This window comes from Nocardioides humi, assembly GCF_006494775.1.
GTDB lineage: Bacteria > Actinomycetota > Actinomycetes > Propionibacteriales > Nocardioidaceae > Nocardioides > Nocardioides humi.
Map to the genome: position 1 here is coordinate 2,904,664 of NZ_CP041146.1, position 13,910 is coordinate 2,918,573.

A 13,910-nucleotide genomic window follows, 5' to 3' on the forward strand; every position below is an offset into this window, starting at 1 on the left:
GCCCGCGGTCAGGCGAGCACCACGGTGCGGTGGCCGTCGAGCAGCACCCGGTTCTCGGCGTGGTAGCGCACCGCCCGTACCAGTGCGCGGCACTCGTTGTCCTTGCCCAGACGGGTCACCTCGGCCGCGGTCATCGCGTGGTCGACGCGCGTGACCTCCTGCTCGATGATCGGTCCCTCGTCCAGGTCGGAGGTCACGTAGTGCGCCGTCGCACCGATCAGCTTGACGCCGCGTTCGTGCGCCTGGTGATAGGGCCGGGCGCCCTTGAAGCTCGGCAGCATCGAGTGATGGATGTTGATCGCCCTGCCCTCGAGCGCCTTGCAGAGGTCGGCACTGAGGATCTGCATGTAGCGAGCGAGCACGACGAGGTCGACCTGCTGCTCACGTACGACGTCGAGGAGCTCGGCCTCGGCCTCGGACTTGGTGTCGGGGGTGACCGGGATCTGCCGGAACGGCACGCCGAACTGGTCCGCGAACCGCCCGAGGTCGGGGTGGTTGGAGACGACTCCGACGACGTCGATCGGGAGCTCGCCGGAGTGCGCGCGGAAGAGCAGGTCGTTGAGACAGTGGGCCGTCCTGCTGGCGAGGATCAGGACCCGGGGACGGTCGGCGACGCGGGTCATGCGCCAGGACATCCCGAAGCGGTCCGCGATCTGCCCGAACGCCGCCCGGAGCGACTCCAGGTCGCGGGAGGCGGAGTCGATCGGCTCGCACTGGACCCTCATGAAGAAGCGCGCAGAGCCGCGGTCGTCGAACTGGCGCGACTCGACGATGTTGTAGTCGTGGGCGAGCAGGAACTGCGCCACCGCATGCACGATGCCCGGGCGGTCCGGGCACGAGAGCGTCAGGACGACGTCGTCGGGGTGCCCGGTCATGCCGCTCCCCCGATCGGCCTCGGCGCCACGCCGCGACGCCTTCGGCGGCCCGCCGCGACGGTGTTGCGGAGCAGCCACAGGTCCGTGATCGGACCGACGCCGCCGGGCACGGGGGTCAGTGCCCGTGCCCGGTCGAGCACGCTGTCGTACGCCACGTCACCGACCACCCGGACCGTCCCGTCCTCGTCCGTCGACGGGTTGATGCCGACGTCGATGACGATCGCGTCCGCGCTCACGTGCTCGGCCCTGATGAGGCCCGGGCGGCCAGCGGCCACGATCACCACATCGGAGCGACGGGTGTACCAGCCGAGCATGCCCGAACGGCTCGCCCATTCGTCCACGGACTGCACGGCGGCCTGCCGGGCGGACGCCAGGGCGACGGCCGGCTTGCCCACATTGTTCGACCGGCCGACGACCGTGATCAATGCCCGACGGTAGAACTCCGCTCGGTCCTCGCCGGTCTGGTCGAGCCAGTCGTCGAGGAGGTAGAAGACCGACGCCGCCGTCGAGGGGACGAAGCGCGGCGTCCCCAGGGCCAGGAGCCCTGCGTTCTCGGGGTGGACCGCCTCCACGTCCTTGCCGGGGTCGAGGGCGCCGAACACACGAGCCTCCGAGATCCTGGCGGGCAGGGGTCTCAGGAGGAGGATGCCGGTGACGTCGCCGTCGCCGTTGAGGGCGCGCACGACGTCGAGCAGGTCGGCCTCCGTGGCCGTGTCGGGCAGCCGCACCTGCCGCACGGGCACGCCCAGTCCGCATCCGACCCGCTCGAGCCGTCGCTCGTACATCGCCGACCCGAAGTCGTCACCGACCCGGACCGTCGCCAGTCCGCACTGCCCACCATCGGCGACGAGCTCGTCGAGCTCCGCCCGCACGACGCGCGCGAGCTCCGTGGACGCCTTCCGGCCGTCGATCACCGCCGCTGTCATCGTCCTCTCCTTCGCCCTCGACCCGCTGCTCCTCCGCGCTCAGAAGATCCGGGCGACCGTTGCCCGGATCTGCTTGGGAACGTGCTTCTCCAGGTAGGGCTTCGTCGCGCCACCGTCGTGCTCCCCCACGTCACGACGACCTCGGCACCCACCCGGGCGACGCTCTCGTCCAGCATGGCGAGCGAGGCGAAGTCCCTGAGGTTGGTGTTGTAGCCGGCACGGGTGGAGACGCCGACCAGGCGGTCGCCGACCCGCACGCTGTCGTACTGGAACGTCGAGAAGGGGATGCTCGGCAGCTCGAAATAGCGCGTCCGGTTGTCGTCGTCGGCGAACAGCGCGGACAGGAACGCCTCGCTGACGTCCTCCCGCTGCCAGGCGAGACCCACCTTCACCCGGTGCGACTCGTCCTTGCGGCGCAGGAGCGCGTCGCGGCCGAGGAAGTCGTGCTCCCAGTGGATCAGACGCCCGTAGCCGAGGTCCCACGGCGAGAGGTAGTAGTCCTCGATGTCGGTGGAGAAGAAGCTCCCGCCGAGGGTCGATGCCGCCTCGTAGCCGGTGGCCGGCAGGTGCTCACGGTAGGCCTTCAGCGACGGCGCGGTGTAGATCGCCGGCACCGGCAACCCGATCCAGCCGGACTCCAGGGTCGTGCTGGCGTAGGACAGGGCGCCGCCCCGCCTCATGCCGAACTCCTCGCCCGCCTCGACGATCGCGGCGAGCACCCGCTGCCCGTGCTCGATCGGCCCCCACATCTCCAGACCGGTGAACTCCTCGCCGGGGACACCGGTCATCGTGTGGTTCAGCGCGCGCACCGGGGTGCCGGCGATCGTGAACTCGCCGATGTTGAAGAAGCGGATGTCGGGAAGCGTGCCTCCGCTGGCCTTCTCGATGATCTTGAGAGCGAGGGGGCCCTGGATCTGGTACCGGTAGGTGGATCGGCCCTCCTGCTCCACGGACGCCGACCGCTCGTCGCGGCGCACCTCGACGTCGTACCCGCCGGTCTCGGCGTTGTACGCGATCCAGTTGGGGAGGGTCGGCGTGCCCACCAGGCTGAACTCGTCGTCCTCCAGGCCGAAGAGGATCGCGTCGCCGATGAAGTCGCCCTCCTCGTTGACCGCGACGAACTGCTTGCCCTTGTTGCGACCGAACGTGGCGAAGCTGTTGACCCCGAAGTCGGCCAGCAGCCGGTGGATGTCGGGTCCCTTGAAGTAGATGTCCGTCATGTGGTGGGACTGGTCGAAGAGGGTCGCGGTGGTCCGCCACGCCTCCTGCTCGTCGCGCCAGTTCGTGTGCTCGCGCGGGACGGGGAAGGGGTACGAGCCGCCCTTGTTGGCCCGGAGCATCCCGACGGCGTCACCGTGGCGAGCCAGCTTGTCCTGGAGTGATTCGGTGGTCATGGTTCTTCTTCCTGTCGTTGATGGAGGTGGGAGGAGTGATCAGGCGGGGACGGGCTCGCCCTGGCGCCGTTGCCAGTCGGCCGTGCGGTCGATCTGGTTGAACGAGAAGAGGTGGACGCCCTCGATCCCCTGGTCGGCGAAGGACGCCTCCCGGCCCAGCTCGGCCAGCAGCGTCTCCGGCTCGTAGTCGCGGCCGATCACCAGGTTGTTCATCAGGCCGTGCTGCTTGCTGAGGAACTTCACGGACGAGCCCACGCCGATCCGGAGCGAGAGCTCGACGAGCTTGCGGGAGTTCAGCGGAGCCGCCAGGCCGACCCTGAGCGGGAGCGTGACCCCGGCCTCGCGCATCCGGCTCAGCCAGCCACGCAGCGCCGACGGATCGAAGCAGAGCTGGCTGACCATGTACGTCGCGGTGCCCTGCTTCGACAGCAGTGCCTCCGCGAGCGTGTCGTCGCCGATCTTCGGATGACCCTCCGGATAGCAGGCGACCCCGATCCGCTCGAAGGGATGCGACATCCCGGCGAGCTCCTGCAGGAGCTCACCGGCCGAGGCGAACGCGCCCACCGGCTCGGGGGCGTCGCCGCCGACGACGTACAGGTCGTCGATCCCGATCTCGGCCATCCGGCTCACGATCGACCGGAGCTCGGCCGCGTCACGCACCTGGCGGGCGGCGACGTGGGGCACGACGCGGTAGCCGGCCTCGCGCGCGCTGGCGACGTGCGCGAACGTCCGCTCCAGCCCGAACTTCGGCGAGCAGGTGACCGTCACCGTCGTCGTGCGCGGCAGCACGGTGAGCGCCCGGTCCGCGCCCTTCAGCGGGATCACCTCGATATTGGCCCGCCGGATCAGGGCCCGGGTCGGTTCGTCGACGAGAGTCATGTGCTCGATCGCTTTCGTTCGATAATCGGTAGTTGTAGTCGATAATCGGTATTCTAGAAGTGGTGCCCGCCTTGTCAAGGGGCGCGTCGCGTCCGGCATCGAGTCCGCAGGAGGAGCCCGGCCAGGTAGCCGCCGGTGACGACCGCCCCATCCCGAACCAGGTCACGGAGCCGTCGCCCAGCCGCCCGGCGCCCCACCCGAGCAGGGCGCAGCCGCCCACGACGCCGCCATGGGCGAGGAGGCTCCACGGCGGTGGCCCGGCCGCCGAGCGGGATCGCGGCGGGGAGCGGCGCCCGACGGAGGGCGCGGCCACCAGCAGGCTCACGGCGGCGACGGCGGCGAGGCAGCCTCCGACGAACGCCAGGGACCGCGACAGGTCGGGCAGGCCGTGCGCTGCCGCCGCCTGCGCCGTGCTGAACCACACCACGAGCGTGTAGCCGTGCGGTCCGGCGAAACCGGCCAGGACCGGAAGGTCCGGCGCCGTCGGACGGCGCACCGCATCAGCCGACGGCGAGGGCACGATCAGCCGACATGGCCAGGAAGTGCTCCGCGTCGAGTGCCGCGGAGCACCCACTGCCGGCAGCCGTGATCGCCTGCCGGTAGCGGCTGTCGACGAGATCCCCGCACGCGAAGACACCGGGCAGGCCGGTCGCCGTGCCTCCGGACACGACGACGTACCCGGCGGCGTCCAACTCGATCCGTCCCCGCACCAGCTCGGAGCGCGGCTCGTGCCCGATGGCGATGAACACGCCGTCCGTCCGGAGGTCCCGCCGCGCGCCGGTGCGCACGTCGGTCAGCTCCACTCCGGTCACCTGGTCGTCTCCCCGGATCGCCGTGACCTCGGCGTCCCAGACGAAGGTGATCTTGTCGTCCGCGAAGGCGCGCGCCTGCATGGTCCGTGACGCCCGGAGCTCATCTCGCCGGTGGACCACGTGCACGCGCGCCGCGAACCTGCTCAGGAACGTCGCCTCCTCGAGCGCCGTGTCGCCTCCCCCGACCACCACGACATCCCGGCCCCGGAAGAAGAAGCCGTCGCAGGTGGCGCACCAGCTGACGCCGTGCCCCGACAGCCGGTCCTCCGCCTCCAGGCCCAGGCGCCGATAGGCGGACCCCATCGCCAGGATCACCGACCGGGCGCGATAGGTCGCGCCGTCGCCGGTGGCGACCGTCTTCACGTCGCCCTCGAGCGCCAGCTCGACGGCGTCGTCGGCGACGAGCATCGCTCCGAACTGCTCGGCCTGCGCACGCATCCTCTCCATCAGGTCCGGACCGAGCACGCCTTCGGGAAAGCCGGGGAAGTTCTCGACCTCCGTCGTGGTCATCAGCGCACCGCCGGCGGAGACCGAGCCCTCGATCACCACCGGGCGGAGCTGGGCCCGCGCGGCGTAGATCGCGGCCGTGTAGCCCGCAGGACCCGAGCCGACGATCACGACATCGGCGAGGCCGTCGGCCGCGCCGGCGCCCGACATCTCAGCGTCCGTCCGCGGCGACGGCCTGGCCGGTGCCGCGCGCCCACGACCAGGGATAGGCGGGATCCTCGACACCGAGCGCCGCGGCGCCGATCTGCAGCGGAGCGAAGGTGTCGATCATGACCGCGGTCTCGGTGGTGCTCTTCACCTCGAGGGTCTTCTCGTGACTTCCGGGCTGGGGCCCGTGGATGTAGCCCGCGGGATGCAGGGACATCGAGCCCTGCTCGATGCCCGTGCCGGCACGGCTGATGAAGTCCCCCGTGTAGAAGAGGACCTCGTCGGAGTCGACGTTCGAGTGCGCGTAGGGGACCTTCACCGCATCGGGGTGGTAGTCGAACAGCCGCGGTACGAAGGAGCAGACCACGAAGCCCGGACCCTCGAAGGTCACGTAGGTCGGCGGGGGCAGGTGCAGCGCACCCGTCGAGGGCATGTAGTCGGAGATGTTCAGCGCGTAGGGATAGTTGTAGCCGTCCCAGCCGACGACGTCGAAGGGGTGGAAGGCGTACTGGTAGCGCGTGCAGCCGGTCCGGGTCCGGACCACCACCTCGACCTCGCCCTCCTCCTGGATCAGCTCGTCGGGGGCGCGCAGGTCACGCTCGTTGAAGGGTGAGCCGTCGAGGAACTGGCCGACCGGCGACATGAAGCGCTTGGGCGGACGGATGTGACCCGATCCCGTGCCCTCCACCACGAGCAGGCGGAGCTCGTCGGACGTCAGCACCCACCGGTGCGTGGTGGAGGTCGGGATGACGACGTAGTCGCCCTCCCCGACCGCGAGCCGGCCGTAGGGGGACTCCAGGACCGCGGAGCCGGACTCGACGAAGCAGAGCTCGTCGCCGATGGCGTTGCGGTAGAGGCCGCTGGACTCGGTGGCGGCGACGTACGACACCGTCAGGTCGGCGTTGCCCACGATCACGGTCCGCCCCGTCACCGGGTCGCTCACCGTGCCGAGCTTGTGGGTCAGCACGTGCCTCGGCAGCAGCGGGTCGTTGGTGACGAGCTCGCGCGACTCCAGCTCCACCGAGTCGGCGGCCGTGATGACCGTCGGCAGCTTGCGGTGATACAGGAACGACTGCGTCCAGGAGAAGCCCTCCTCGCCCTGCATCTCCTCGTAGTAGAGCTCTCCGGTCGCGGGATCGCGGAACTGCGTGTGGCGGCGGCGGGGATCTCACCGAGTGAGCGGTAGAAGACCATCTGCTTTCCTCCGATAATCGGTTGTCAAGTTCGAATAACGGTACTGTGCCGAGGTGGGGCGCGCTTGTCAATGGCTTTCGATCGCCCTACTCTCCGATTAACGAAGAGCTAGACCGATAATCGGAGGATCGATGCGAGAACTTCTCACCGTGCCGCTCGGGACCGGGGTCCGGGCGACGGAGGTGTACTCGGGCGTCGCCCGGATGGCCGGGGTGCTGTGGTGCACGCGCGTGCGCGCGACCGCGGGGCGGCGCGCGGCGACGGCGGTCGTGGTGGTGCACCCGTCGTCCAACTTCCTGGGGCACTACGCACTCGAGGCATGGGCGGCGCGCGGGGTGGACGCCGTCGCGATGACCACGCGCTACATCGGCAACGACTCCGCCCTCCTCCTGGAGAACTGCGTCCTCGACGTCGCGGCCGTCCTCGGGCACCTGCGCCACGAGGGCTACGAGCGCGTGGTGCTCGTGGGCAACTCCGGCGGAGGCGGCCTCGTGGCGCTCTACCAGGAGCAGGCGCTGCGCCCCACGATCACCTCCGCCCCCGGAGGCGCGGGCCCCGACCTCACCCAGGCCGTCCTGCCCCCGGCCGACGGTCTGGTCATGCTCATGGCGCACCCGGGCCGGGCGAACCTGCTCGTCGAGATGCTCGACCCCGCCGTCCTGGACGAGAGGGACGTGCACCGCCGCGATCCGTCGCTGGACCTGTTCGCCGGCGACCGGGTACCGCCCTACGACCGGGCCTGGCTGGATCGCTACCGCCGGGCCCAGAGGTCACGGAACGACCGGATCACCGCGTTCGCCCGGGAGGAGATCGCGCGGCTCCGCGCACACACGGGCGGACGGGTCCAGGACGCTCCCCTGGTCGTGCACGCGACCTGCGCCGACCCGCGCAACATCGACCTGACGATCGACCCGTCGGACCGGGAGCCGGGCACCCTGTGGGGAGATCCCTACGTCGCGAACCTCATCCCGACCACTCTCGGCCACCTCACCACGCTCCAGTCCTGGCTCTCCCAGTGGTCCATCGAGACATCGCACGGCGACGGGCCCGCCCGGCTCGGCGGGGTCGAGGTACCGGTCCACGTCATCTACGGCACCGCGGACCAGGCCTGCTTCCCCGAGCACGCCCAGCAGCTGTACGACGCGGCACCGGCCGGGGGGCGCCGGCTCACGGCCGTCGCCGGCGGTCGGCACTACCTCAACGGTCAGCAGGAGCAGATCGACGAGATGGCCGACGTCCTCGTCGGATGGACGGAGGAGGTCCTGTGACCACGATCGAGCGGATCACGACCACCATGCACGCCGTACCCCTCGGCGCGGGCCGCGGCGGCTCCGGGGCGACCCAGGTCGACCTCGTCCTCGTGACCGTCGAGGACTCCGACGGTGCCCGTGGCCTCGGCTTCACCTTCGGCCTGACCGGCGGAGCGGGCGCGGTGCGGCACCTGATCGACCACGACCTGCGCTCGGTCGCGCTGGCCTCGGAGCTGGACCACTGGCCGCAGACCTGGGAGCGCATGTCGGCGCGCACCCACCGGCTCGGCCGCGGCCACGCCCTCGCCGCGATCGGCGCCCTCGACATCGCCGTGCACGACCTCCAGGCCCGCCGCCAGGGACTGCCGCTCTACCGGTTCCTCGGCGCGTACGCCGATGCGGTCGAGATCTACGGCAGCGGACGGGCGACCCACCAGATGAGCGACGCCGAGCTGGTCGAGGGCGCGCAGGCCTACCTCGCCGACGGCTTCGGAGCGATCAAGCTCCGCGCGGGCGCCCTCGGCCTGGACCGCGACGTCGAGCGCGTGACCGCGGTTCGCGAGGCTGTCGGCGACTCGGTGCGGATCATGGTGGACTGCAACGAACGGCTCACCCTGCCCGAGGCGCTCTGGTTCGCAGCGCGCATGGCGGACCTGGGTGTCTTCTGGCTGGAGGAGCCGCTGCGCTCCGAGGACGTCGCGGGACACCGGCAGCTCGCTGCGACCGGCCTGCCGATCGCGGTGGGGGAGCACCTGCAGGGCCGGTTCGAGTTCGGGGAGTACCTCGGTCGCCAGGCGGCCTCGATCCTGCAGCCCGACCCTCCGCTCTGCGGCGGCGTGACCGAGTGGCGCCGGATCTCGGCCATCGCCGAGACGGGCTCGGCCGTGCTGTCGCCGCACTTCCTCCCCGAGCTCAACGTCCATCTCGCGTTGGCCGTCCCGAACTGCCCGCTCGTCGAGCACTTCCCCCTCATCGACGACGTGCTCGCCGACACGATCGCCATCCGCGAGGGGCGGGCTCTCCCTCCCGACCGGCCGGGGCACGGCATCCTCTTCGACGACGAGGCCCTCCGCCGGTTCCGTATCTGAGCCCGACCCGGCACCGCCGCCTGACGCGTCACCCGACGCGTCAGGCGGCGGTGCCGGTGAGGACGGGGAGCGCCTCGACGCCGTACACGGCGGACAGCTTGCGGAAGTCCAGCTCGGAGATGTCCGCGGCCATGGTCAGGTCGGGGAAGCGCTCGGCGAGCATCCGCAGCGCGGTGCGCAGCTCCATCCGCGCCAACTCGGCGCCGACGCAGCGGTGCATGCCCCAGCCGAACGCGAGGTGGCGGGTGGGCTCGCGGTCCGGGTCGAACTCGTCGAGGCCGGGCGCGAGGCGCGGGTCGCGGTTGGCGGCGAGCAGCGAGACGCCGACGGCGTCGCCCTCCTTGATCTGCACGCCGCCGACGACGACGTCCTGCTTGGCGAAGCGCAGGAAGGCGAGCTGGACGACGCACAGGTGGCGCAGCAGCTCCTCGACCACCCGGTTGACCTGCTCGGCGTCGTCGGAGCGGAGCATCTCGCCGGCCTTCGGGGTGGTGGCGATCAGGTAGGCGCCCAGGGCCAGCATCGACGCGGAGGTCTCGTAGCCGCCGAGGAAGACGCCGTCGGCGATGCCGCCGAGGGTGACGTCGTCGAGCTCGTCGCCGTGCTCCTTCAGCAGGGCGCCGATCAGGCCGTCGCCGGGGTTCGCGCGCTGCTCGCGGACCGCGTTGATGAGGAACTCGCGGGTGTGGGCCGCGGCGCCGAACACGCCGGTGCCTCCCTCGGTGAGGTCGAAGCGCGCCACGCCGAGCTCGAGGAACCGGGCACGGTCGGCGACCGGCAGGCCGAGCAGGTCGCAGATCACGTCGAACGGTACGGCGAAGGCGAACTCCTCCACCATGTCGACCGGGCGCCCGTCCCGGCCGGCCTCCTCCATCGCGTCCAGCCGCTGCTTGACGATCGCCTCGATGCCGGGCTGCAGCCGGGCGAGCCGGCGCATCGTGAACTCGGGCGTGAGATACCGGCGCAGCGCCGTGTGCAGCGGCGGGTCGGTCATGCCGAGGCCGCCGATCTGCTCCTCGTCGGAGCGGCCCTCCTGCGACACGAACTGGCCGAGGTCGTTGGACCACACCTCGGCCCCGCCGGCGAGCACCTCGCGCGCCTCGTCGTACCCGCTGACCAGCCAGACGCCCTTGCCGAACAGCTCGGCGAGCTTCTTCACCGGCTCCTCGGCGCGGACCTGCGCCATCTCCGGCAGCGGGTCCAGCCCGGCGCGCTTGAGCGGCAGGGTCACCGAGTCGGGGAGGAAGCGGAGCTTGCGCAGATCGATGCCGCCCCGCATGGTGCGGTTGAGCAGCCAGATGCCGATCCGCTGCTTGGCGGGGCCGAGCACGGGGTCGAGCACCGGCCGGAGCATCGAGCCGAGGAGGGGGACGCGCATGAGCACATTCCATCAGACGAGAACCCTCGATGAATCCGGTGTGACCCGGATCGCGACCCTGAGGCGTCCCTGATCCGGCGGTCATCAGCCTGTCATCGCGAGGTCACCGATTCGGCACCGTCGGCCGGATAGCCTGATCGTCGTGCCTGACACCGCAGTGGACTGGGACTCCTACGACGCCGTCCTCTTCGACCTCGACGGCGTGGTCACCCCGACGGCCGAGGTGCACATGCACGCGTGGGCGGCGATGTTCACGGCCTTCCTGGACGCGCGCTCGGCGGCGGACGGCACGACGTACCCGCCGTACACCGAGCAGGACTACTTCGCCCACGTCGACGGCAAGCCGCGGTACGACGGCGTCCGCTCCTTCCTCGCCTCGCGCGGGATCGTGCTGCCCGAGGGGACGCCGGACGACCCGCCGGCGGCGGAGACGGTGTGCGGCCTGGGCAACCGGAAGAACGAGGCGTTCAACCAGATCCTCGCCTCCGAGGGCGTGACACCCTACCCGGGCTCGGTGGCGCTGCTCCGGGAGCTGCTCCGCCGCGGCACGCCGATGGCGGTGGTGTCGTCGTCGCGCAACGCACCCGCGGTACTGGTGGCGGCCGGGCTGACCGACTACTTCGGGTTCGTGATGCACGGCGGGCTGGCGGCCGAGCTCGGCCTGCCCGGCAAGCCCGCGCCCGACACGTTCAGCCACGCGGCGAGCGTGCTCGGCGCGTCCGACGCGCGGTCCGTCGTGCTCGAGGACGCCGTCAGCGGGGTGGCGGCCGGCCGGGCCGGGGCCTTCGGCCTGGTGATCGGCGTCGACCGCGGCGCGGGCGAGGACGCCCTGCGCGCGGCGGGAGCCGACCTCGTCGTACCGGATCTCGCGGACCTGTTGCCCGACGGCCGGTCAGGAGGAGAGAGCGCATGAACGCACCGCCGCCCGACGGCCCGTCCCACGTCGCCCCGCCGGTCGAGGATCCGCTGGACCGGACCCGGTTCCCGGTGGACGTGTGGCGGCTGGTGGAGACCCGGTTCGACAGCACGGACCTCGGCACGACCGAGTCGCTGTTCACGGTCGGCAACGGCTACCTCGGCCTGCGCGGCAACTACTCCGAGAGCCGCGACGCCCACCTCGACGGCACCTTCATCAACGGCTTCCACGAGACCTGGCCGATCTCCCACGCCGAGGAGGCCTACGGTTTCGCGCGGATCGGGCAGACGATCGTCAACGTCCCGGACCCCAAGGTGATCCGGCTGTACGTCGACGACGAGCCGCTGCAGATCTCGGCCGCGGACCTGCTGGAGTACGAGCGGGCGCTCGACTTCCGCACCGGCGTGCTCAGCCGCGAGCTGCTGTGGCGCACCCCCGGCGGCAAGCGGGTCCGGGTCCGCAGCACCCGGATGGTGCCGCTGGAGCAGCGCCACCTCGCCATCCTCAGCTTCGAGGTCACCCTGCTCGACCAGAACGCCTCGCTGGCGATCTCCTCCCAGCTGGTCAACCGGCAGGACGAGCAGCGCGAGGTCGCCCCGCTCGACGCCAGCGGCGGCGGTACGGCGGACCCGCGCCGGGCGGAGGCGTTCGACCGCCGGGTGCTCGAGCCGCGGATCCACGGCGCCGACCCCGAGACCGGCCGGCTCAAGCTGGGCTACCGCACCGCGCAGAGCGGGATGACCCTGGGCGTGGTCGCCGATCACGTGCTGGAGACGGCGTCGCCGTACTCCATGGAGGTGCACGCGGAGGAGGACCTCGCCAAGGCGATCTACCGGATCGCGGCCGAGCCGGGGAAGCCGGTGCGGCTGACCAAGCTGGTCTCCTTCCACACCGCCGACACGGTGCCGCCGCGGGAGCTGATCGACCGCTGCGAGCGGACCCTGGCCCGCACCCACGAGGAGGGCGTGGAGCACCAGTACGCCGCCCAGCGGGCCTGGCTGGACGCGTTCTGGGCGCGCGCCGACGTCGAGATCCCCGGCCAGCCGGCCCTCCAGCAGGCGGTCCGGTGGAACCTCTTCTCGATCCTGCAGGCCTCCGCCCGTGCCGAGGGGCAGGGCATCGCGGCCAAGGGCGTGAGCGGGTCCGGGTACGGCGGCCACTACTTCTGGGACACCGAGATCTACGTGATGCCGTTCCTCACGTACACGATGCCGTGGGCGGCCCGGAACGCCCTGCGGTTCCGCTACAACCTCCTCGACAGTGCCCGCGCGCGGGCACGGGAGCTGTCCCAGAAGGGCGCGCTCTTCCCGTGGCGCACCATCAGCGGGCAGGAGGCGTCCGCCTACTACGCCGCCGGCACCGCGCAGTACCACATCGACGCCGACGTGGCGTACGCGCTGAGCCAGTACATCGGCGCCACCGGCGACGACGAGTTCCTCGCCCGCGAGGCGGTCGACATCTTCGTCGAGACCGCGCGGATGTGGGCCGACCTCGGGTTCTGGCGCGACGAGACCCGCCGCACCTTCCACATCCACGGCGTCACCGGGCCCGACGAGTACACCACCGTCGTCAACGACAACCTGTACACGAACGTGCTCGCGCGCTTCAACCTGCGCCGCGCCGCCCGCGCGGTCTGGGAGCTGCAACGCGACGACCCGCCGGCGTACGACGCGCTGGTCCGTCGTACCGGACTCACGGCGGAGGAGCCCGAGGAGTGGGCCGAGTGCGCCGAGGGATGTACATCCCGTTCGACTCCTTCCTCGGCATCCACCCGCAGGACCGGCACTTCCTCGAGCGCGAGATGTGGGACCTGGAGAACACGCCCCTCGACAAGCGGCCGCTGCTGCTGCACTACCACCCGCTGGTGATCTACCGGTTCCAGGTGCTCAAGCAGGCCGACGTCGTGCTCGCGCTCTACCTGCAGGGCGAGGAGTTCACCTTCGAGCAGAAGCAGGCCGACTTCGAGTACTACGACCCGATCACCACCGGCGACTCCACCCTCTCCGCCGTCGTCCAGTCGATCGTCGCCGCCGAGGTCGGCTACCACGAGCTGGCCCTGCGGTACTTCCACTCCGCGCTCTTCGTCGACCTCGACGACCGCCACAACAACACCGCCGACGGCGTCCACGTCGCCTCCACCGGCGGCGTGTGGAGCGCCCTCGTCGGCGGCTTCGGCGGCTTCCGCGACGTCGGCTCCGGCGCCGGCGACCAGCAGTGGCAGCTCGACCCGCGCCTTCCCGACGAGTGGTCCTCCCTGGTCTTCCGGGTGACGCTGCACGGCACCCGGGTCCGGGTCACCGTCCGCGCGGCCGAGCTCGAGCTGTACGTCGAGGAGGGGCCCGGCCCCGCCACGTTCTCCGTACGCGGCGAGCTGGTCAAGGTCTCCGCCGGCGACCCCGTGGTCGTCCCGCTCGAGCACCAGGGGCCCCGGCTGGCCGGCGAGCCGCCGTACCCCGCCGGGATCCAGCGCGCCGACGGCACGGTGATCTCGGCGATCGTGCCGAGCGGGGACTGAGGCTGTCGGAATCGCCGCTGAAGCGGTGA

10 protein-coding genes and 1 pseudogene are annotated in these 13,910 nt (G+C 71.2%); 4 read left to right on the forward strand and 7 right to left on the reverse strand.

Translation table 11 applies throughout. The features are described 5' to 3' along the window. Window positions 1–8: 8 nt before the first annotated feature. The 6 genes from purU to FIV44_RS14200 all read right to left on the reverse strand — a co-directional run bounded on the left by purU (window position 9) and on the right by FIV44_RS14200 (window position 6,645). On the reverse strand, window positions 9–875 hold the full coding sequence (purU, locus tag FIV44_RS14175; RefSeq protein ID WP_141005001.1) for a formyltetrahydrofolate deformylase: 867 nt from the start codon (window positions 873–875) through the stop codon (window positions 9–11). After that, window positions 872–1,801: a bifunctional 5,10-methylenetetrahydrofolate dehydrogenase/5,10-methenyltetrahydrofolate cyclohydrolase gene (locus FIV44_RS14180; protein ID WP_141005002.1), complete on the reverse strand. Its 930-nt coding sequence runs from the start codon at window positions 1,799–1,801 to the stop codon at window positions 872–874. The genes purU and FIV44_RS14180 overlap by 4 nt, the downstream gene beginning before the upstream one ends. After that, entirely contained in the window at window positions 1,798–3,195 is a 1,398-nt protein-coding gene (locus FIV44_RS14185) for a hypothetical protein (RefSeq protein WP_219996447.1), read from the reverse strand. The genes FIV44_RS14180 and FIV44_RS14185 overlap by 4 nt, the downstream gene beginning before the upstream one ends. A 39-nt stretch (window positions 3,196–3,234) precedes the next feature. After that, window positions 3,235–4,074: a methylenetetrahydrofolate reductase gene (locus FIV44_RS14190; protein WP_181411174.1), complete on the reverse strand. Its 840-nt coding sequence runs from the start codon at window positions 4,072–4,074 to the stop codon at window positions 3,235–3,237. Window positions 4,075–4,574: 500 nt separating this feature from the next. Then, window positions 4,575–5,543: a thioredoxin-disulfide reductase gene (gene trxB, locus FIV44_RS14195; RefSeq protein ID WP_141005004.1), complete on the reverse strand. Its 969-nt coding sequence runs from the start codon at window positions 5,541–5,543 to the stop codon at window positions 4,575–4,577. Window position 5,544: 1 nt separating this feature from the next. Beyond that, on the reverse strand, window positions 5,545–6,645 hold the full coding sequence (locus tag FIV44_RS14200) for a homogentisate 1,2-dioxygenase (protein ID WP_219996448.1): 1,101 nt from the start codon (window positions 6,643–6,645) through the stop codon (window positions 5,545–5,547). A 220-nt stretch (window positions 6,646–6,865) separates the two neighbouring features. Between FIV44_RS14200 and FIV44_RS14205 the strand changes: the two genes are divergently transcribed. Further along, window positions 6,866–8,002 (forward strand): alpha/beta fold hydrolase, encoded by a 1,137-nt coding sequence (locus tag FIV44_RS14205; RefSeq protein WP_141005005.1) that lies wholly within the window; start codon window positions 6,866–6,868, stop codon window positions 8,000–8,002. Beyond that, complete coding sequence (locus FIV44_RS14210) at window positions 7,999–9,072, forward strand: mandelate racemase/muconate lactonizing enzyme family protein (protein WP_181411175.1); 1,074 nt, start codon at window positions 7,999–8,001, stop codon at window positions 9,070–9,072. Before FIV44_RS14205 ends, FIV44_RS14210 begins: the two co-directional genes overlap by 4 nt. 40 nt (window positions 9,073–9,112) lie before the next feature. Here FIV44_RS14210 and FIV44_RS14215 read toward each other — a convergent pair whose 3' ends face one another. Beyond that, window positions 9,113–10,450 (reverse strand): cytochrome P450, encoded by a 1,338-nt coding sequence (locus FIV44_RS14215; protein ID WP_246086954.1) that lies wholly within the window; start codon window positions 10,448–10,450, stop codon window positions 9,113–9,115. A 142-nt stretch (window positions 10,451–10,592) separates the two neighbouring features. Here FIV44_RS14215 and FIV44_RS14220 point away from each other — a divergent pair, with 142 nt between their 5' ends. Together FIV44_RS14220 and FIV44_RS14225 are read left to right on the forward strand one after the other, a co-directional pair. Further along, window positions 10,593–11,363: an HAD family hydrolase gene (locus FIV44_RS14220; RefSeq protein ID WP_425465163.1), complete on the forward strand. Its 771-nt coding sequence runs from the start codon at window positions 10,593–10,595 to the stop codon at window positions 11,361–11,363. After that, window positions 11,360–13,881, forward strand: a pseudogene (locus tag FIV44_RS14225) (glycoside hydrolase family 65 protein). The gene FIV44_RS14220 and the pseudogene FIV44_RS14225 overlap by 4 nt, the downstream one beginning before the upstream one ends. Window positions 13,882–13,910 lie beyond the last annotated feature (29 nt).

Coding starts and splice junctions, on each gene's coding strand:
- FIV44_RS14185 (WP_219996447.1), bottom strand. CDS start 3,195: ATGACCACCGAATCACTCCAGGACAAGCTGGCTCGCCACGGTGACGCC.
- FIV44_RS14205 (WP_141005005.1), top strand. CDS start 6,866: ATGCGAGAACTTCTCACCGTGCCGCTCGGGACCGGGGTCCGGGCGACG.
- FIV44_RS14190 (WP_181411174.1), bottom strand. CDS start 4,074: ATGACTCTCGTCGACGAACCGACCCGGGCCCTGATCCGGCGGGCCAAT.
- trxB (WP_141005004.1), bottom strand. CDS start 5,543: ATGTCGGGCGCCGGCGCGGCCGACGGCCTCGCCGATGTCGTGATCGTC.
- purU (WP_141005001.1), bottom strand. CDS start 875: ATGACCGGGCACCCCGACGACGTCGTCCTGACGCTCTCGTGCCCGGAC.
- FIV44_RS14215 (WP_246086954.1), bottom strand. CDS start 10,450: ATGCGCGTCCCCCTCCTCGGCTCGATGCTCCGGCCGGTGCTCGACCCC.
- FIV44_RS14180 (WP_141005002.1), bottom strand. CDS start 1,801: ATGACAGCGGCGGTGATCGACGGCCGGAAGGCGTCCACGGAGCTCGCG.
- FIV44_RS14200 (WP_219996448.1), bottom strand. CDS start 6,645: ATGCAGGGCGAGGAGGGCTTCTCCTGGACGCAGTCGTTCCTGTATCAC.